General features: G+C 71.3%; 16 protein-coding genes. 6 read left to right on the top strand and 10 right to left on the bottom strand.

Annotated elements, in window-relative coordinates; all coding sequences use genetic code 11:
• Positions 1-54: 54 nt before the first annotated feature.
• From ACYU96_RS19660 to ACYU96_RS19615, 10 genes are all read right to left on the bottom strand, one after another.
• The gene (locus tag ACYU96_RS19660) at positions 55-1,005 is read right to left on the bottom strand and encodes a ribose-phosphate diphosphokinase (RefSeq protein ID WP_460757517.1); all 951 of its coding nucleotides are present in this window, start codon (positions 1,003-1,005) and stop codon (positions 55-57) included.
• A gap of 135 nt (positions 1,006-1,140) precedes the next feature.
• Entirely contained in the window at positions 1,141-2,673 is a 1,533-nt protein-coding gene (locus ACYU96_RS19655) for an MDR family MFS transporter (protein WP_460757514.1), read from the bottom strand.
• A 198-nt stretch (positions 2,674-2,871) separates the two neighbouring features.
• Complete coding sequence (locus tag ACYU96_RS19650; RefSeq protein WP_460757511.1) at positions 2,872-4,209, bottom strand: M23 family metallopeptidase; 1,338 nt, start codon at positions 4,207-4,209, stop codon at positions 2,872-2,874.
• A complete protein-coding gene (locus tag ACYU96_RS19645) occupies positions 4,206-4,823 on the bottom strand; it encodes a hypothetical protein (RefSeq protein WP_460757508.1) in 618 nt (205 codons plus the stop codon). The genes ACYU96_RS19650 and ACYU96_RS19645 overlap by 4 nt, the downstream gene beginning before the upstream one ends.
• Positions 4,823-6,889 (bottom strand): hypothetical protein, encoded by a 2,067-nt coding sequence (locus ACYU96_RS19640; RefSeq protein ID WP_460757505.1) that lies wholly within the window; start codon positions 6,887-6,889, stop codon positions 4,823-4,825. Before ACYU96_RS19640 ends, ACYU96_RS19645 begins: the two co-directional genes overlap by 1 nt.
• The gene (locus tag ACYU96_RS19635) at positions 6,886-9,417 is read right to left on the bottom strand and encodes an ATP-binding protein (RefSeq protein WP_460757502.1); all 2,532 of its coding nucleotides are present in this window, start codon (positions 9,415-9,417) and stop codon (positions 6,886-6,888) included. Before ACYU96_RS19635 ends, ACYU96_RS19640 begins: the two co-directional genes overlap by 4 nt.
• Entirely contained in the window at positions 9,417-10,031 is a 615-nt protein-coding gene (locus ACYU96_RS19630; RefSeq protein ID WP_460757499.1) for a hypothetical protein, read from the bottom strand. The genes ACYU96_RS19635 and ACYU96_RS19630 overlap by 1 nt, the downstream gene beginning before the upstream one ends.
• Positions 10,032-10,060: 29 nt before the next feature.
• Positions 10,061-10,378, bottom strand: coding sequence for a hypothetical protein (locus tag ACYU96_RS19625; protein ID WP_460757497.1), 318 nt, complete (start codon positions 10,376-10,378; stop codon positions 10,061-10,063).
• Between the two features lie 15 nt (positions 10,379-10,393).
• Complete coding sequence (locus ACYU96_RS19620; RefSeq protein WP_460757494.1) at positions 10,394-11,608, bottom strand: hypothetical protein; 1,215 nt, start codon at positions 11,606-11,608, stop codon at positions 10,394-10,396.
• Positions 11,605-11,880 (bottom strand): hypothetical protein, encoded by a 276-nt coding sequence (locus ACYU96_RS19615; RefSeq protein ID WP_460757491.1) that lies wholly within the window; start codon positions 11,878-11,880, stop codon positions 11,605-11,607. The genes ACYU96_RS19620 and ACYU96_RS19615 overlap by 4 nt, the downstream gene beginning before the upstream one ends.
• 261 nt (positions 11,881-12,141) lie before the next feature.
• Between ACYU96_RS19615 and ACYU96_RS19610 the strand changes: the two genes are divergently transcribed.
• From ACYU96_RS19610 to ACYU96_RS19585, 6 genes are all read left to right on the top strand, one after another.
• A complete protein-coding gene (locus ACYU96_RS19610; protein ID WP_460757488.1) occupies positions 12,142-13,053 on the top strand; it encodes a hypothetical protein in 912 nt (303 codons plus the stop codon).
• Between the two features lie 339 nt (positions 13,054-13,392).
• Positions 13,393-14,241, top strand: coding sequence for an SAF domain-containing protein (locus tag ACYU96_RS19605; RefSeq protein ID WP_460757485.1), 849 nt, complete (start codon positions 13,393-13,395; stop codon positions 14,239-14,241).
• A gap of 4 nt (positions 14,242-14,245) precedes the next feature.
• A complete protein-coding gene (locus ACYU96_RS19600; RefSeq protein ID WP_460757482.1) occupies positions 14,246-15,067 on the top strand; it encodes a hypothetical protein in 822 nt (273 codons plus the stop codon).
• Positions 15,064-16,923 carry a CpaF family protein gene (locus tag ACYU96_RS19595; RefSeq protein ID WP_460757479.1) on the top strand — a complete coding sequence of 620 codons (1,860 nt, stop codon included), beginning with the start codon at positions 15,064-15,066 and terminating at the stop codon, positions 16,921-16,923. The genes ACYU96_RS19600 and ACYU96_RS19595 overlap by 4 nt, the downstream gene beginning before the upstream one ends.
• The gene (locus tag ACYU96_RS19590; protein WP_460757476.1) at positions 16,920-17,801 is read left to right on the top strand and encodes a type II secretion system F family protein; all 882 of its coding nucleotides are present in this window, start codon (positions 16,920-16,922) and stop codon (positions 17,799-17,801) included. The genes ACYU96_RS19595 and ACYU96_RS19590 overlap by 4 nt, the downstream gene beginning before the upstream one ends.
• Positions 17,801-18,739, top strand: a complete 939-nt coding sequence (locus tag ACYU96_RS19585) for a hypothetical protein (RefSeq protein WP_460757473.1) — start codon at positions 17,801-17,803, stop codon at positions 18,737-18,739. Before ACYU96_RS19590 ends, ACYU96_RS19585 begins: the two co-directional genes overlap by 1 nt.
• The last annotated feature ends 243 nt before the right edge of the window (positions 18,740-18,982 follow it).

Below are 18,982 nucleotides of genomic sequence, written 5' to 3'. Positions count from 1 at the left end.
GCCCGGGTCCCCGCGGCCCGGGGCCGGTGGCGCCGGCCGACGGAACCGCCGGCCTCAGACGTGGGTGGGGTCGAAGAGCGCGCTGACCGACTCGCCCGAGTGGATGCGGCGGACGGCCTCGGCGAAGGCCGGGGCGACGGTGATGATGGTGAGCTTGTCATGGGCGACGAGCTCCGTGGACGGGACGGTGTCCGTGGTGACGATCTCGACGACGTCGGGGTCGTCGGCGATCCGGTAGAGGGAGTTGCCCGCGAAGATCCCGTGCGTGCACGCGATGCGGACCGAACGGGCGCCGTGCTCCCGCAGGAGGTCGAGGATCGCCGTGATGGTCGTGCCGCCCGCCACCTCGTCGTCGAGCACGATGATGTCGCGGCCCGCGACGTCACCGATCAGGGACGTGATCTCGACGCGGTCGCCGTGGAAACGTTCCTTGGCCGCCGCCGCCACCGGGACGCCGAGCATCTTGGCGAACGCGCTGGCCGGCTTGGCGTTGCCGAGGTCGGGAGAGACGACCGTCGTCTTCGACAGGTCGTTCGACGTGAAGTGGGACGCCAGCTCCCGCAGGGCGTTGAGCTGATCCACCGGGACGCGGAAGAACGCGTGCACCTGTGGGGCGTGCAGCGTCATGGTGAGGACGCGGCCCGCGCCGGCCGTCTCCAGCAGGTCCGCGACGAGCCGGCCGCCGATCGAGATGCGGGGGGCGTCCTTCTTGTCGGAACGCGCGTACGCGAAGTGCGGCATGACCGCCGTGATGCGTCGCGCCGACGCGCCCTTCGCGGCATCGATCATCAGCAGCAGCTCCATCAGGCTCTCCTGCGTGGGGGTGATGACGGGCTGCACGAGGTAGACGTCGCGCTCGCGGCAGTTCTCCATGAGCTGCGCCTGGAGGCAGTCGTTCGCGAAGCGGCTGATCTCGACCGGACTCAAGGGGACACCGAGGTCAGCACACATCTTCTGGGCGAAGCGCTGACCCGTCGAACCGGCGAAGACCCGTACCTCGGTCATGTCCGAAGTGTAGACACGAAGGCAAGCCCTTGCTTGAGATGCTGCACACCCGAGAACGCGCGATGCGCCGGCTGCTGGGCAGCAGCCGGCGCATCGCGGGTGTGGGCGGCCGGGTCACCGGATCCGCCGCCGGGATCAGTGAGCCGGTTCCGTCTCGACCCGCTTGATTCGCAGGGCCAGGACGATCGCGCCGACCACGACGGCGGCGCCCACCGTGAACGCCAGCCGTGCGCCACCGGTGAGAGCTTCCGCCGCTGACGCGCCGTCGTCCTCCAGCGTGGTCGAGCGGATGGTCATCAGCGCGACGAAGAGTGCCGTGCCCGCCGCGCCCGCGACCTGCTGCACGGTGTTGATCGTGGCGGAGCCGTGCGAGTACAGGTGCTGGGCGAGGTCGCCCATCGCCGAGCTGAACAGCGGCGTGAAGGTGAAGCTCAGGCCGACCATCAGCAGAAGCTGCGCCATGACGACGAACCACAGCGGGGTGCCGGTGCTGATCGTCGCGAGCAGGGCGACCGCGGCCGCGACGGCCGTCAGGCCCGGCACCATGAGGGGCCGCGGGCCGTGCTTGTCGTACAGGCGGCCGACCACCGGACCCAGCAGCCCCATCGCCAGACCACCCGGCAGGACGACGAGCCCCGCCCAGGTCGCCGAGTAGCCCAGGGCCTCCTGGAGCACCAGCGGCAGCAGGATCATCGCGCCGAACATGGCGATCATCGCGATGGCCATGATCCCCACCGCCACGCGGAAGTTGCCGGAGCGGAAGGTGCGCAGATCGAGGAGCGCCGAGTCGGTCCGCTGCCGGGAGAGCTGACGCCGGATGAAGAGACCGAGTGCGACGACCCCGAGTCCGAGCGGCAGGTACGGGTTCACGACGCCCGCGCCGTTCGCAGACTCGCCCAGCTCGGACAGGCCCCAGACGATGCCGCCGAAGCCGACCAGCGAGAGCAGGATCGACAGGGGGTCGATCGGGTGGACTTCCTTCTCCGACACGTTGCGGATCCAGACGATCCCCGCCGTCAGGGCGATCAGGGCGACCGGAACGACGACGGCGAACACAGCCCGCCACCCGGCGAGGTCGACGACGACGCCCGACATGGTCGGCCCCGTCGCGGGAGCCAGGGCGATGACCAGCGTGATGTTGCCCATGACCTTGCCGCGGATCTGCGGCGGGACGATCGTCATGATCGTGGTCATGAGTAGCGGCATCATGATCCCGGTGCCCATCGCCTGCACGACCCGCGCGCCGACCAGGAACCCGAAGCTGGGCGCGATCGCACCGAGCAGGGTCCCCGTGGTGAACACGGACATCGCCAGGATGTAGGCGTTCCGCGTGCCCAACCGGTTGATCAGATAGCCGGTGGCCGGGATGACAACGGCCATGGTGAGCATGAACGCTGTGGTGAGCCACTGACCGGTCGTCTCCGTGATGCCCAGATCGGCCATGATCTCGGGGAGCGCGATCGTCATCGTGGTCTCGTTGAGGATCACGGTGAACGCGGACACCATCAGCAGGGCGATGACCCGGAAGTGTCCGGGTGCCAGCTTGATCGCCGCCCCTGCTGCCGGCGGCTTCACCGTGTGCTCCGGTTGCCCGACTCCGGCCGCACCCCCGGGCGCGGCCGGAGAACTCCCGTCGATCCCGTCGATCGTATCGGTTCGTGCGCTCATGTCGGGGTCCCTCTCTGGAGCAAAAAATGTGGGGGGCCGAGACCGCGAGCACCCTTGCGCACGACCTACGTCAGTACGACGCACATCCATGGTCAGGTATTCCCGCCCGCGAAAGCGACCTCTTTACTGGAGACGTCCGCCACGAGCAGAACTCATCGGTCGTCGCCGGAGGTTTCGTGATGAGGCGGAAGGTCCGGGTCAGGGAGCTGCCTGGGCGGGGTCGTCCGAAGGGCCTTCGCCAGGCTCCATCGGTTCCGGGACCTGCGCCGGCGTGGCCGACCCCAGCGTCACGCCCTGCTGGGCCATGAACGGTTCCGGATCGATGGCCTGCGCGTTCATCCGCACCTCGTAGTGCAGGTGGCAACCCGAGGACGTGCCCGCCCCGGCCGGGTCGATCCGGGAGTCCCCGCCCATCGACGCGATCTGCTGTCCCGCCTCCACGACGTCCCCGACGTTGACCGCGTTCGTCCCGGTGAGCAGGTGCCCGTACGTCGAGTCGAGCCCGAGCCCGTGCTCGATCCGGATGGTGTTTCCCGTTCCCCAGCCGGTTCCGCCGGAGATCACCACGCGCCCGGCGGCGGCCGCGTAGACGGGGGTCCCGCACGACGCCGAGATGTCCTGCCCCTGGTGGAACCGCGACGCTCCCACGATCCCGGTGCTGCGCGGCCCGTACCCGGACGCCTTCGCCCCCACGGCAGGGTTCGCCCACCCGCCGGCACTCACCGCGGCCTGACCGATCGACCCGCTCAGGCACGGCGCCCCCGGGGAGGCCCCCTGGATGGACGCCGACAGCGCCTCCAGGTCTTGCTCGTCCGCGCCGCTGACCAGCTGCATCACCTGCATCGCCCGGTCCCACTGCGGTGCGTAGTGGTAGGGGTCGGCGTTCCGCTGCGCCTTGTGCGCCGCGATGGTCGGCTCCATCGCCTGCCAGCCCTCGACCGCGAGCAGCCGGTCGTAGAAGCGGCCCGAGGAAGCCACCGGGTCCAGCCGTTCCTGCGTCGTCCCGAACCACTTCTGCTCCTGGAACATCCCGATCGAGGACGTCAGGGAGCCGTCGGGGTTCCGCACCCCGACGATGTCGTCGCCATAGGTCAGGTTCCGCATGCCCGACTCACCGAGTGCCGTCATCACAGCGATCGCCTGCGCCTTCGCGGGCACCCCGCGCTCGGCCCCGACCTGCAGGATCACGGCAGCGTTCTGCAGCTGCTCACCCGTGAACCCGCCCGCGGCGACCTGTTCGGCCCCTTCCCCGCCGTCCGTGCCCTCGGCGACCACCACCGCGCCGGAGATCCCGCACCCGGCACCGCCCGCGCCCTGCTGCCCGCCGACCATCCCGGCGATCAGCACCACCATGGCGACCAGCGCGACAGGCAGCGCGAGCACCGCCGCGCCCAGCACGCCGAGCACGAGCATCGCCCGTTTCGTGGAGTCGTTCTTCTTCGGGGCCTTGCCCGACCTCGCCGCCCGCCGTGCGGCCCTGCCCAGCGCCCTGGCCGCGAGCCGGCCACCCCGGCCCACCGGCTGCGATCCGCTCACGACGGCGGCCTGATCTGCTCCGCGAGCCAGGGCGAACCACCGTCGGCCCGGACGAGCATGACGGTGTAGGCGCCGACGTCGGTCGGCACGGTGACCTCGGTGAGCAGGGTCGACGACTCGTCGGCGACCTTCGCGGCCCCGGTCACCTCGCGCACCGGCACGTTCCGCGGGTCGATGTCCTCGTAGACAGCCCGCGCCTGTGGCGTGAGCAGCGGTGACAGGTCCTTCCACCAGGCGTCGGCGGACCGGTCGGCGTCCGAGAACGCGGTCAGCGTGGCGGTCGCCGCCGCGCGTGCGGCCGCCCGGACGTCGTCGTCCCAGGTCGCCTCGACCTGTTCCGTCGGCTCCTCGTCGGCGTCGAACTCGGGTTCCTCGACGACCTCGAGCGCGGGGTCGCCCGGATCGACATCGCCGTCCGGGTCCGACGACGGGTCCGTGCCCTCGCCGCCCGGCGGTGTCGTGCCCTCGCCGCTCCCGGCGTCCTGTTCGACGGTGCTCCCGGACCGGTTCGCGAACTCGTCGGCCTCGCCGCCGGCGTCGTCGCGGGGCCAGCCGATCCATGCCGCGACCACGAGGACGACGCCGGCCACCACACCGAGCACGACCTTACGCATCAGCGCCCCATCCTTCGCAGGTCACGGGCGCTCGGGTAGGACACCACGCCCGGAGCACCGCCCTGACGGACACCACGGCCACCTCCCAGTCGCCGCTCCAGGTCGGCCCGGCGCTGGTAGTGGTTCGACACCGCCCGGGCGCCGCTGCGCACGGCGCCGCCGACCTTCTTCGCCCGCCGGACGAAACCCAGGGCGCGCGACCCGCCCACCGCCGCCGCGGCCGTGCCGCCGGTGGCCGCCGCCGCACCCATCTGCAGGCCGGTTCGCGTGGCCGCCCGGGTCGCGTTCGTCATGCGGTCGCGCAGCTTCTCCGACTCGGTACGCGGCGGGAGCTGGTCGGTGTGCTTGTCGTGCATGTTGGCGTCCGAACCCGGCTCCTGGCCACCGACCACGGCGGGCACCTCGTCGCGGTCCTGCTCACGGATGGTGTTCGCGGCCTCGGACCATTCGCCGGCGGAGCGACCGTCGGTCGGGACGGGTGTGCGACCGTCGGTGCCGTCGGCCGGGGCAGGCTCGCCGTCGGGTCTGCCGGCGGCCGCAGCACCCGCGGCCGCGCCGACGGCGGCACCTGCGGCGCCGGCCGCCGCGGTGCCTGCGGCGCCGCCTCCCGCCCGGCCGCCGAGGTCCATCCCCGCCGGGCTCGCGCCCGCGGTGGTCCCGTCGCCACCGGAACTGCCGGACTCGCCTCCCGCACCGGACCCGGCGCCTGTGGCGGGCACGGGCCCGAGGCCGATGCCTGCCCAGTCCTTCGCCTTGTTGTAGCGCTCGGTCCACTTTGCCTGGTTCGCCCACGGCATCGCCTGTGGCTCGCCCACCTGGGACGGGACGCCGGCGGCCGCGAGCTTGTCGGCGAGGCCGCGCAGCCCCGCGCGCACGCTCGTGCCCATCAGCACGTAGAACACGGCACCAGCGACGACGAGCGTGTTGAACAGGTACAGCCGCACGAGGAACGGCATGCCGTCGGTGGCGTCGTAGAAGCCGAGCAGCATCTTCATCCAGGCGACGAGGAACATCGTCGCCATCGCCACGAGGATGCAGCCCAGCCCGATGCTCGCGAAGGTGCGGAACAGCTGGGCACGCGTGCCGCTGGACACGACACCGACCGGAAGCTGCCACAGGAGCTTGATCGCCGACCAGCCCAGCAGCACCACGGCGAACAGCGTCCCGCCCACGATCACGACGCTCAGCAGGAGGAACACGAAGCCGGTGCTCAGCAGGCTCAGGGTGGAGACCACCTTGGGCGCGTCGATCTGCGAGGCGGCGTCGGCGTACCGGTCGTCGCAGTCGCCGATCCGTTCGACGGCGTCCTCCGTCCCGACCGCGTCGGTGTACGTTCCCTCGCAGCGTGTGTCGTCGATCATCGAGCCGTAGTTGATGATCTGGTGCGGCGTGCGGATCAGCGTGTCGACGAGCTGGCCCTTGAGCCCTTCCCGGATCACCGCGGCGTCGCGTTCGAACGAGGCGCCCTCGGTGGCGAAACCGGTGGCGATGTCCATGCCGGCGTCGCGCGACTGCATGATGATGCCGCGGTCGCCGCCGATCGTGCCCATCGGGTCGGCGAGGAATCCCGTGGCGAGGGCCGCGATGATGCAGCCGATGATCAGCTCCATGAACCCGCCCGCGTACCGGCCCTTGAGCAGCCAGAACCCGACCACGAACGCCAGGATGATGAGGGTCAGGCTGAGCAGGCCGATCTGGGAGATCATTCCCTGGACGATGAGGCTCAGGCCGGCCAGCGGGGACAGCACGTAGTCGAGCCAGTCCATGCCGAGCACCCAGTCCAGGACCCAGATCTGGACGGCGACGATGTCGCGGTACCAGGACCAGAACATGCCCGCGAGCGTGGAGAAGATCTCCGAGTCCACGTTCATCGGGTTCCACGCCGAGCCGGTGTCCCACTGCAGCACGAAGCGGTCGGTCGAGACGCCGCTCGTGTCCTCGAGGCGCAGGCCGGCGGTTCCGGCGGAGGAGCCGTCGTCGTCGGCGGTGCGCAGGACGGAACCGACGACACCGGTCCCGGCGTGACCGGATCTCTGGACCGCGATGTCCACGAGCGCCCCGATCATGAGCGGACCACCGATCCCGTCGAGCTGGTGGGGGTCGTCTTGACGGTCTCGGCACGGTTCTCGACGAGCGGCGCCATGACCTTGGTCCGGCCGTAGCGCGCCTGGAAGTCGCGGACGAGGCACTCGCCGCGGCGCTCTTCGGGCACGCCGACGGCGGAGTCCACGACGGGAGCGGTGCCCTCGGTGATCAGCTTGACGAGCTGGGGGTCGACGGCGGCGTCCGGCGGGAGACCGTGCAACCACCGCAGGCCGCGTCGGGCAAGGTTCTCGTCACGGTGGCGGAGCAGCACCCGGAACGGGATGAGGCCGCGGACCACCTCGTTGCCGAAGTCCTCCTCGGCGTCGTGACTGCCGAGCAGGAGGGCGGCCTTGTGCTTGCGGCCGTCCCGGACGAACATGCCGATCTCCTCGGCGGCCTCGGGCGACGACATGGTCTTCGACGCCTCGTCGGCCGCGAAGATGTCGAGCCGCCGGCGATCGGCGAAGCAGCGGTACCTCGCCAGCGCGGCGATCAGCGCGAACGCGGCCCGGCCGAACACCTTCTCCGCCTTGAGCTCGGCGAACAGGTGGCCGTGCTCCATGTCGGCCCGGGAAGGTAGCTGCATCTTGTGCGTGTGCAGCACGATCGCGGGCGTGGCGAGGTCGACGGGCGGGACGGAGTCGTCGAAGACGGCGCTCCCGAAGTCGAGCTCGGAGAAGATCCGCATCTCGTCCGCGAGCATCCGGGCGCCGGGAAACTCGCAGTCGGTCTCGAGGTGCCGGGCGAGGGAGCCGAGCGACCGGATGCCGTGCCGGGTCATGTAACCCGGCTGCAGCACCTTGGAGAGCAGCACGTTCTGCTCGGACTTGGTCTGCACGCTGAGCAGCACCGTGAGGAACGACCGCGTGACCCGTGGTGCCTGCGCCGGCGGAAGGATCCGCAGCGGATCGAGCGAGCGCTGCGCGTCCTCCGAGATCTCCACGACCTGAGATCCCGGGATCTCCGAGACCGCGATGCCCCACTCGCCCATCTCCGTGTGGTCGACGGCCATGAGGGTGGCTCCGCGGTCCACGTTGTCCATGGCGACGGACTTCATCGAGACGGACTTGCCCGATCCCAGCTCGCCGACGAATCCCATGGCGAGGGCCACGTCCAGCTTGTCCGAGGCGCCGCCCAGGTTGACGAACACCGGGTTGGGGCGCGAGGCGCCGTTGCTGATCTCCAGCGCGAACAGCGAGCCCGAGGTGTCGCCCAGGTCCGTCGTCGCGAACGGGACGGCTGCCGCGAACGAGCGCGCCGTGGTGATCTGCGAGTACTCGCGCACGGCGCGCGGGTTCGGTATGCCGGGCAGCGTCGCGTCGAAGAGCGCGGGCTGCACCGTCGGGTCGTTGCGCAGCTTGAACTGCATGGCGGCGAAGTACTTGGTGAGGTCGCGGGCGTCGTCGAGCACCTGCTCGGCGGTCGGGCCGGAGACCGTGAACATGGTGGTGGCGTCGACCTCGACCTCGAGCTCGTCGGCGTCCATCACCGCCTGGTACTCGCCGAGCGCGCGGGCGGTGCTGTCGAGGGACGACCCGGCACGCTCCTCCTCGGAGCGCTGGTCGAACTGGTCGTTCAGGGTGCGCACGGCACGCCGGTTGCGGCCCGTCACCTCTTCACGGGACCGCACGGTCATCCGGATCGCCCAGTCGCACGGGACGCTCGACTCGTCCACCCGGCCGACCCACTCGCAGCCCGGGTACACGATTCCGCCCGACGGCGTGTCGCTGACCACGAGCGTCGACTGGTACGACGCCCGGTCGGGGTTCTCCGGGTCGATGACCTTCACGTAGGGGCGCTTGAGGATCTGCATCGGGGTCAGCCGCTTGGCCGAGTCCGTCTGCCCGGCAGGGTCCACGAGGATCCCCGGCAGCACGGAGGAGCCGGTCAGGTGCAGCTCGGCGTCCAGCGACCCGTGCACCGGCACGTCCGTGTCCAGGCCCAGGCCGCGCTGCATCGCGTGGCCGAACATCCAGGCCATCTCCGCGACCGACGCCGGCCGGGGGTCGAAGGCGCCCGGCATCTCCTTGCGCAGCGCCTCGGCCTGCGCGGCACGCTCGCCGATCGCGTGCTTCGACGGCACCGCGCGCGGCAGCATCAGCTGGTCCTTCAGCGACGCCCAGCTCGCCTGCAGCGGCTCCAGCACCGCCTTGGCACCCGGGTTGGCGAGCGGCGCGGCGATCCAGTGGACCCGCCGTCCGATCTCGATCTGCTCCAGGAAGTCGAGGGTCGCGTTGCACTCCGCGGCCCACGCCTCGTGCTCGGCCACGTCCACGCCGTCGACCATCGCCTCCACCACGGAGACCGGGTCCGTCGCTGCGACCAGACCCAGGTGCAGCGACTCGCCGCGCAGTGCGCGGTACAGCGCGGTGTGGTGCCGGCGCGCGGCGTGCTTCTTGTCGTCGGGTTGGTAGGCGTAGGGGATGGGTGACACCCGCCAGACGGCCCACACGGTCCCGGAACGGGTCCACATGAGGCCGTCGGTCAGGGCGGAGATGTGACTGAGCATCAGCCGTCCTTCCTGCGGAGCTTGCCTGCGAGAAGTTCGCCGACGCCGGTCAGCGACGCGGTGTCCCGCTCGTCGCCGCGGACCAGGTCCGTCGGGGTGAGCGGGGGCAAGGGAGTCTCGTTGGTCCCGGTGGCGACCTCATGCCGGTCCACGTCGTCCACCGGCACCAGGTCCGGACCTGTCCACCCACGTGTGCGCGCGAGCCGCGCCGCGCGGTCTCCGTCGGGCAGCAGCACCATGACCCGATGGCTGATCCGGCGCGGGCGCGGGACCGCGAGGCGTCCGCCCGACATCCGCCCCGGGTTCGTCGTGAGGTTCAGTGCGTCCATCACCCACGTCGCCGGGTTGCGGCCGGTGCTGGGAATCTTGCCGGTGAGCCACACCGCGCCGATCACGATCCCCGCCGCGAGGATCACGTTCATGAACCCACCGAGGTGGGCCCACAGCGGGGCCGTCTTCCACAGCACGAAGCCCACCAGGGCGCCCGCGCCGATCTGCGTGATCGTGTACGGGCCGCCCCAGATGCGCCCCCCGCTCGGCATCTTCCCCACCAGCATGGGGATGCGCCGAGCGCGGGTGTAGAACTTCGCGGTCTCCAGCTCGGGTTCGTCCACCAGGTCCTACCCCCTCGTGCGTGCCGGTGTCAGACCGTGGTGCTACTGACGACCGCGGGCATGCTGAACTCCTCGTCCGTCAGGTCCTTGGTGACGTTGATGCCACCGTTGACCAGCCAGAGCACGATGCCGCCGACGATCGCCGACATGAGAATCGCAGCGATCGACATCTTCGTCTTCACCGCGGTGATGACGACCATGAGGATGACGACGACAAACGTCACGGACTCAATAGCAGCCTTGACCTCCTCGGACTTCACGGTGATGAGGTCGAGGAAGCCGTCGGCACGAACCGTCTGGGCTGCCGCGGTCATTTCCGGGGCAGCGATCATGATCTCGGTGAACATGGTTCCCTCTCCTTGCTACTGGGTTACTTCGGTACCGGACTCGCCGGGACCGGCGACCTCGGTGCGGACGGCCTTGTCCAGGCCGGACACCTCCCAGCGACCGTCCCGCGCGATGAGCGTCAGGACGTACTGGGCGGTGGTCTTCTCCCCGTCGGGACGGGTCAGCTCGGCCGTGACGAGGGCATGGGTGCCCTCGCCGTCGGCCGGGTTGTCGGTGATGTCGTGCGAGCCGCCGATCGACGTCACGGAGACCTCCGTGTACGGCGGCGGTGTGACCGGATCGATCTTCGCGCCGGGCTGCACGTAGCGGGTGATCTCACCGTCGCCCGCCACCAGCGCGCCCAGGAACGCCGCCACGGACTCACCGGCGGCCGACGTGATCGGGATCGTGCGCGGGTAGTCGAGGCCCGGGATGTCGGCCGACGACGCCGGACCCGACACCGGAGCGGGCAGCGCCAGAGCGGCCACCGTGAGCGGCTCGTCCTCGTCCGTGGGCTGTTGCACGGTCACCGGGACCTGGAAGTAGCGGCGGACCCAGACGAGCACGGGCTCCTCGGCGTCCTCCTCGGAACTCCCCCCGGACCCGCCGTCACGGGAGGACGAGCCCTCACCCGAACCCTCGTCGTTCGCGGGTACGGCCTGGCCCGGCGCCGGCTCCGCGACGTCCACGCCGACCGTCACCATCCACGTCGTGCCCGACGGACCCGGTTCCCCGGGCCGCACCTCGGCGACCGAGCTGTCCCGGATCGTCAGGCCGGTGGCCGGCAGCGTGCCTACCGAGGCCTCGGTCAGCGACGAGACCAGCGCCTGGTCGTCCCGATCCGCCCGCAGCCACGTCTCCGTCAGCTCCACCGCGCGCTCTCCGGCAGCCGCGGTCGCCGCCTGGTCGGCGGTCGAGATGCCGGACACACCGGACTCGGGCGCCGGCCGGAGCACCGTCCACACGAGGGCGATCGGGCCGGTCGCCAGCGCCAGCACGAGCAGGGCGGTCCACGCCTTCGAGGCCAGCGCCGGGCCCTGCGACCACTCCACCACCTGCGGCGGCGCGGCATCGTCCGACGGGGGAGTCGGGCCGGGCTGCGCTCCTGCGGATCCGTCCTGCGTGATCTGCCAGGGGTTCTCCGACGACGGCGTCCCGGGGCCGTCCGCGGCGCGCTGGGGATGCGCCGGGAGAGCCGTGGGCGTTGCCGGGCGCTTCTTGCCGCGCCGCCCGGTCAGGAGTGAGGTCATCGCGTGCGCACCTCGTCGGGCAGGCCGTTCGACAGGTCGCGCGCCAGCCGCGCACGTGCGGCGCGGGCGCTGCGCGTCCGTGGGTTCTCCAGCGCGTTCGCGATCTGGTGCGCGGTGTCGTCGTTGCCGAGCGGGTCCTGCGTGAGTGCGGCCACCAGTGCCTCGATGACCGGCTTGACCTCTCCGCGGACGGCGTGCACCTCGGCCGTGTCGCGCAGGAGCTCCATGGTCACATCATCGTGGTGGAGCTCGGGGGCTGGCTCTTTGCTCATCTCGCTTCTCCCAGTCACCGGTGCGGGTCTCGTCTCGTCCTGCTCTGCATCTTCTCTCTGTGTTCGTCACCTCGAACAAATGGGTCGCCAGCGGTTCGTGTGACCCCAAGATTGCGCATCAAGTCGTTAATGTGACCCAGATCACATCAAGTGTAAATCTGCGGGCAACAGTAGCGGGCAACAGTCCCCCGGTGAGGTGATGACCAGGCGCTGACCAGCGCTCCGGCACCTCGCCGCCCAGAGATCCGAGGAGTCACGTCCATGCCAGGCATGTCCCCATCTGCCTCCGGCACGCTCATGACCGAGCTCGACCACGACTGGGCGGACCTCGTGGCGACGCGATCCTTCGCGGACGAGATCGACCGCTTCTCACGCCGCTTCCCGCAGCTCTCCGGCCTCGCCGACGGCAGGCCCGTCCGCTTCACCGCGGACGAGGCGGACACCGTGCTGCACGCGCTCCTCGTCGAGCACGCCGACGGGAGCTTCGCCGCCGGCCGCGCCGTGCTGCAGTGCATGCTCCCGGCGGTACGCACCATCGTGCGCCGCTCGCGTCGCCACTACCGCGACATGCAGGATCTGGAGCAGGAGGCGGCCGCGGCGATGTGGGACGCGATCTGCACCTACGACCTCGACCGTGTCGACAGGGTGGCGATGCGGCTCCAGGGCCACACGCTCACCCGGGTCGTGGGAGACCGGGCTCCGTTCGCGCGCGGTACGCGCGTCAGCCGCGGCGCGCGGGTCGAGGAGATCCCCACCGATGCGGCGGTGCTGCCGCACCTCGAGCGCCCGGAGCCGGAGGAGCAGGGGTCAACGGCGGTGTATTCGCTGGCCAGCGCGTCGCTCGGAGCGACCGGAGAGGTCCTCGACGTGATCGCCTGGGGGATCGACGTCCGCGTTATCACAACAGAAGAGGCGTCCCTCCTCACACGCGTCTACGCTCCGGATCCAGAGCTGCCCGAGTATGCCGAGCTTGGCACCGGGCGGGGTACATACCAGAAGCGGGTTGCCGACGAGCTCGGCATCTCGCACGACACACTTCGCCAGCGCGCGAGCCGTGCGGTTCGCAGGCTGGCCGAAGCCGTCCGCACCGGGGGTCTGTCTGGGGGATCACCGGACGGGCGGAAGGACGAGGGCCGTGGAACGGCATCGGGAGAACCACTGGGGGGTGCGTGACTCTCGGGGGTTTCCACACAAGCCCCGTCCCTTGGCATGGGGGGTCGTCCGCCTCCAGTCGGCGGCCCCCCATGTCGCATCGTGAGCTCCCGCGTCCGGCGGGTTCGGTCGACAGACGGCCAAGCCGGACGAGGCCCGGGTGAAAACTCGTCACCCGGATCGTTTTCCCAGGTCAGGGCCCCTTCCGGTGTTTACCCGACATCCAGGGCATCTCCACAGCATGTGAACTGTGCTTGACCTTCCCTTGCCCGGAGTTGTCCGGCTACCGTTCAACCTGCCGGGTTCGCCCGCGTGCACGAGGATTGCTTGCGGGAGTACACGACCGGGAGGGGACAGCAAGTGAGCAGTGAGACGAGCGTCGGTGCGAGACGCACCGGCGTGGGCGGGACCGCGAGCCCGCCGGCCAGTGGCAAGGACGCACGTGCGGCCGGCCCCAAGACTCCGGCCCCGTCGAAACCCACCCGCGGTCGTCGTCGGCCTGCCGTGATCGCGCTCGGTATCGCCCTCGTCGCGCTCGGCATCCTCGCGTCCGTCTACCTCACGACCACCCTGGGGCAGACGCACAAGGTCCTGGCGGTCACGGCCGACGTCCCGCGCGGGCAGGAGATCGCCGCGGGCGATCTCACCAGCGTCGACCTGCCCACCGGTCCCACGCTGCTGGACCCCGTGGACGCGACCGCGCTCGACGACGTCGTCGGACAGCGTGCCACCGCCGACCTGCTCGCCGGGTCCCTGCTCACCGCGACCAGCTACGAGGCCACGCTGCGACCGGACGCCGGCCACTCCATCGTCGGCGTCGCGCTCACGCCGAACCAGATGCCGGCCGGGACGCCGCTGCGCTCGGGCGACCCGGTGCGCGTCATCGAGACTCCTGTCAACGGTGGCGACGCGCCCGTCGAGGAGCCGTTCGCCATCCCGGCCGTCGTCGTCACCTCGCACGCGGCCGCCATCGGCGACCAGACCGTCGTCGACGTCGAGGTCGCCCACAACCAGGCCGCAGCGCTCGCGGCGCGCGCCGCGACCGGACGGGTCGCCCTCGTCCTCGACACGTCGCAGGCCGCCGGGGACGCCCCGGCGGGCGGGGAAGACGCCCCGGCCGGAGGCGGCGGTCAGGGCAGCGGCGCCAACGGCGAAGGCGGCGTCGGAGACTCCGCCGCCGGTGACTCGGCGACCAACGGGGACGGGTGATCCCGTGGCCCTCGTCGCACTCGCGAACGCGAAGGGCTCGCCAGGAACCACCACGACAGCGCTCGTGCTCGCGATCTCCTGGCCCCGCCCCGTCCTGCTCGTGGAGGCGGACCTCTCGGGCGCCTCGATCCTCGCGGGGTACTTCCGCGGACAGCTGGCGCACGACCGCGGGCTGAGCCGGCTCGCGATCGCGCACAGCCACGGCGAGCTCGAGTCGTCCCTGTGGGACCAGACGCTCACGCTCGTCCAGAACAACCAGGACAAGAAGGTGCTGCCGGGCATCGTGTCCCCGCACCTGGCGCCGTCGGTGGCGAACCTCTGGGGGGCGCTCGCGAACCAGCTCGTCGCGCTGGAACGCGGCGGCATGGACGTGATCGTGGACCTCGGGCGCCTCGGGCCGGCCGGGCGCGACGACCGTGAGCCGCTGCTCCGCCTCGCCGACCAGGTGGTCCTCACGACCGGTTCGCGCCTGCCGGACATCGCGGTCACCCGCGAGCTCGTGCGCTCGCGTACGTCCGTGATCGAGGCCGCGGCGCGCGACCTGACGAACCTCGCGGCGCTGACGATCGGGCCTGGCCGGCCGTACGACACGAAGGAGATCGCCCGGACGCTCGGTCTCGGGACCGTCGGTTCGATCGCGTGGGACCCGGTGAACGCCGAGGTGCTGTCGGTCGGCTCGCCGACCGGTCGCAAGTGGGGCTCGTCGGCCCTGGTCCGGAGTGCGGGCCCGGTGATCGCGGCAGTCCAGGAACGTACGGCCGTCCGGCGGGAGCGCTTCTCGACGGGTGCGCGGGTGAACGGCGCGACCGGAGGTGTCGGGCGATGAACGCCAGACCGAACGAGCTGGAGGGCCTGCCGATCTTCGGCGGCGACGACGCACGATCCGAGCGGCGGCCGGAGGAGCTCCGCCGGCCGCCCGGGGCAGAGCCCGCGGAGCCCGGGTACGACGGCGCGGGGCAGCGACAGGGCGCCACGACCCCCCCGGCGGGCCTGAGCGGTGCGGTCGGCGCGGTGGCCGCGGGTCGCCGTCCCGCACACCCGGCGGGACGTCCGGCCGACGTCCAGCCGGGCGGCCGCCGCCCGAACGCCGGCCCCTGGACGGCCGCGAACCCCGCGCGGGCGGGGGAAGGCCCCCAGGCGCTCCCGCACCGCGGCGGTCAGGTTCCCGCCGAACGTCCTGGCACCGCCGAGTTCGTGGTTCCCGGCGGTCCACCCGGGCACGGCGCCGCGCCGGAGGGTGCCGCACAGCACGTCGGTCAGCCGGCCGGGAACGGCTCGGGCGGGGCGGACCCTTGGGTCCTCGGTGGTCGGCAGATCCGGACGCTCGAGGCGTCGAACCCCGGCGGGATCCGGGACGCCGAGTTCTGGCGTCAGGTGAACAGCCTCCGCGGCGAGGTCTCGTCCCGGCTCACCAACGCCCTCGCGGCGCGCGAGCTGGACGAGGAGGAGCGGGAGGCCCTCGGCCAGGAGCTCATCCAGCAGGTGGTCCGGGACCACAACGACGCGATGCTGTCCGGCGGCGAACGGCCGTGGACGGCGGAGTACCAGGTCGAGATCACGCGCGCGCTGTTCGACGCGCTGTTCCGGCTCGGTCGCCTGCAGCCGCTCATCGACACGCCGGACGTCGAGAACATCGAGATCACGGGCACGCAGTCCGTGCTGATGCTGATGGGCGACGGGCGCCGGGTCTACACCGAGCCCATCGCGGACTCGGACGCCGAGCTCATCGACTTCCTGCAGTTCCTCGCCGCGCGCGACCCGGCGAACGAGCGCTCCTTCACCCGCGCCAACCCGTTCCTCAACCTGGACCTGCCGGGCCGTGTGCGCCTGGCGGCGGTCGGCTGGGTGGTGCCGTCTCCGCGCGTGACCATCCGGCTCCAGCGCCTGCAGTCCGTCGACCTGAGCGTGCTGCGCAGCACCCGGACCGTCGACACCGTCCTGGAGGAGTTCCTCGCGGCGGCGGTCCGCGCGCGCAAGTCGGTGGTGGTCTCGGGCCAGGGCCAGGGCTCCGGCAAGACGACGCTGCTCCGTGCGCTCTGCGCGAGCCTCTCGCCGTGGGAGTCGGTCGCCACCATCGAGACCGACTACGAGCTCTACCTGCACCTCGAGCCGGCGAAGCATCGCCGGGTCGTGGCGCTCCGTACCCGCGAGGGATCGGGGGAGATGAACACGGCGGGGCGCCGGGTCGGTGAGATCGACACCAACATCAACGTGTACGAGTCGCTGCGCCACAACATCTCCCGCGTCATCGTCGGCGAGGTCCGCGGCCCGGAGATCGTCTCCATGTTCCAGGCGATGCAGATGGGCAACGGCTCGCTCTCCACCGTGCACGCGGACGGCGCCCGCGACGTCGTCGAACGGCTCGTCGGCATGGCGGTGCAGGACAGCACTCTCAGCGAGACGTACGCGTACCGGCAGGTGGCGCAGTCGATCGACCTCATCGTGTTCCTCCGCGTCGACATCGACCCAACCACCGGGCGGCGCACGCGGTACGTCTCGGAGGTCATCGAGGTGACGCGCGGCGAGGCCGGCAACCCGGTCGCGATCACCGACGTGTTCCGACCCGGCCCGGACGGCCGTGCCGTGCCCGCGCACACGCCGTCGTTCCTCGCCGACCTGGAGGGTGCCGGATTCGACAGGAACCTGCTCAACTTCCACGAGGGTCTGTGGGGTGTCACGTGACCACGTTTCTCGCCGTCGCCGCCGGCCTCGGGGTCGGGATCGGGGCGTGGCTCGTCGTCGTCGGGCTGCTGAGGCGTGACGACACCCCGCGACCGCCGTCGTCGTCGGGCAGGCCCTTCGACGGGCTGCTGCGGCTGTTCGGGCTCGACGAGGGTGGGCCGCTGTACTCGAAGCGCAAGACCGTCCTGATCACGGCCGGCCTGGGACTCGTGGCAGGGATCTTCACCGGCTGGTGGTCGCTGGCCGTGATCGTGCCGGTCATGGTGGTCGGGCTGCCGGCGCTGTTCCGCACCACCACGCAGTCGAGCGAGGTGGAGAAGCTCATCGACCTGACCGCCTGGGTGCGCTCGCTGATCGGGGTGCTGAGCGGTGGCGCCGTCGGGCTGGAGCAGGGGATCGCGGCGACGCTGCCGTCGGCCGCGCCCTCCGTCCGTCCGTCGCTGGCGCGGCTCGTCGCGCGGCTGGAGGCACGGCAGCCGATCAAGCCGGCGCTGTACCGCTGGGCCGACGAGATGGACGACTACTCGTCGGACATGATCGCCTCCGCGCTGGTCCTCGAGTCCGACAACCGCACCGGCGCCGTCGCCCCCGCGCTCAAGCAGCTCGCGGAGTCGCTGTCCGCGCAGGCACGTGCCCGGCGCGAGATCGAGACCGAGCGCGCGACCGGCCGCGCGACGGTCCGCTGGGTGACGGTGGTGACGCTCGTCGTGCTCGGCGGGACCGCGATGACGGGGTACCTCGACGGGTACGACTCCCCGGTCGGGCAGATCGTGGCGGTCACCCTGTTCGGGGCGTACTGCGGGTGCCTCCTGTGGATGCGGCGGATCTCGATGGGGCAGCCGATCCCGCGGTTCCTCCCGCACGAGGGAGGCGCGTGATGTTCCTCGGCAGCATCTGGCCGTCCGCGATCGCGGGCGCGATCGCCGGGCTGGGCCTCTGGCTCGTGATCCGGGCCCTCGTGCCGACGCAGCCCGGGCTGCAGTCTGCGCTCGACCGGATGAGCGGCGAGGACAAGCTCGCGTCGATCGAGGTGCCCGACGACGACGACTCCGGGCTGAGCCGCACCGAACAGGTGACCCAGCGGTTCGGGGCCTGGGCTCAGCGTCGGCTGCCGCTTCCCTTGCTCGTGCGCGCCGGGCCGACCGCGGCCGACCTGGACCTCATCGGGAAGACCGCCACCGAGCACTACGGGTCCAAGGCGCTGGGCGCGGTGGTCGTGCTGGTGGGTGTGCCGTTCATCGGCCTGATGGCAGGGATGCTGAACCTCGGGCTGCCCGTGGGACTGCCGTTCGGGGCGGCGCTCGTGCTGGCTGTCGGTGCCTGGTTCCTTCCGGACCTGGAGGCGCGGAGCAGGGCGAGGAAGGCACGTCAGGAGTTCACGCGCGCCGTGTCGACGTACCTGGAGCTGCTGGCGATCGAGCGGATCTCCGGCGCGGGGGCGACGCAGGCGACGTTCGCGGCCGCGCAGGTGGCCCAGTCCTGGCCGTTCCGGCGCATCGCGGAGGCCCTCGAGCGCGGGCGCTGGGAGGGCGAGCCGCCCTGGACGGCGCTGCGGGACCTGGGGAGCGAGGTCGAGGTCGACGCGCTGGGCGAGGTGGCGTCGATCGTCGAGCTCGCCGGGACGCAGGGGTCGTCGATCCATGACCAGCTGCAGTCCAAGGCAGCGGCGATGCGTGACGCGCAGCTGGACGTCGAGCAGCAGATCGCGCACGATGCGACGGTCCGCATGACCGTGCCGGGGACCCTGACCGTGTTCATCTACTTCATCATGCTGATCTTCCCGATCGGCGTGACGATGTTCCAGCAGCTGCCATGACCGCAGACCTCGCGGTCCGCACCGCGGGCCGCGTGTTCCGGGGCTCCGGGGCCGGACGCGGTCCGTGCCGCGGACGCTCGACGCCGGGCCTCCGCCGTGCGACCGGTGACGCCTTGGGCGAACAGCCCTCGACGGATCGTGTCCAGGGGTTCACAGCCGCGGAGTTTCCGCGAAGACTCGTGTCGCACGTGTCACACGAACCCGATCTTGCCCATTTGTTGATTTCGAGAGCACCCCAGGAGC

The sequence above is a fragment of the Myceligenerans cantabricum genome (assembly GCF_054777735.1).
This window is presented reverse-complemented; position numbering and strand designations above follow the sequence as displayed.

Bases quoted from the DNA above. Each gene is read 5' to 3' on its own strand.
- ACYU96_RS19660 (WP_460757517.1), bottom strand. From the start codon at position 1,005: ATGACCGAGGTACGGGTCTTCGCCGGTTCGACGGGTCAGCGCTTCGCC.
- ACYU96_RS19655 (WP_460757514.1), bottom strand. From the start codon at position 2,673: ATGAGCGCACGAACCGATACGATCGACGGGATCGACGGGAGTTCTCCG.
- ACYU96_RS19645 (WP_460757508.1), bottom strand. From the start codon at position 4,823: ATGCGTAAGGTCGTGCTCGGTGTGGTGGCCGGCGTCGTCCTCGTGGTC.
- ACYU96_RS19640 (WP_460757505.1), bottom strand. From the start codon at position 6,889: ATGATCGGGGCGCTCGTGGACATCGCGGTCCAGAGATCCGGTCACGCC.
- ACYU96_RS19635 (WP_460757502.1), bottom strand. From the start codon at position 9,417: ATGCTCAGTCACATCTCCGCCCTGACCGACGGCCTCATGTGGACCCGT.
- ACYU96_RS19625 (WP_460757497.1), bottom strand. From the start codon at position 10,378: ATGTTCACCGAGATCATGATCGCTGCCCCGGAAATGACCGCGGCAGCC.
- ACYU96_RS19620 (WP_460757494.1), bottom strand. From the start codon at position 11,608: ATGACCTCACTCCTGACCGGGCGGCGCGGCAAGAAGCGCCCGGCAACG.
- ACYU96_RS19615 (WP_460757491.1), bottom strand. From the start codon at position 11,880: ATGAGCAAAGAGCCAGCCCCCGAGCTCCACCACGATGATGTGACCATG.
- ACYU96_RS19610 (WP_460757488.1), top strand. From the start codon at position 12,142: ATGCCAGGCATGTCCCCATCTGCCTCCGGCACGCTCATGACCGAGCTC.
- ACYU96_RS19595 (WP_460757479.1), top strand. From the start codon at position 15,064: ATGAACGCCAGACCGAACGAGCTGGAGGGCCTGCCGATCTTCGGCGGC.
- ACYU96_RS19585 (WP_460757473.1), top strand. From the start codon at position 17,801: ATGTTCCTCGGCAGCATCTGGCCGTCCGCGATCGCGGGCGCGATCGCC.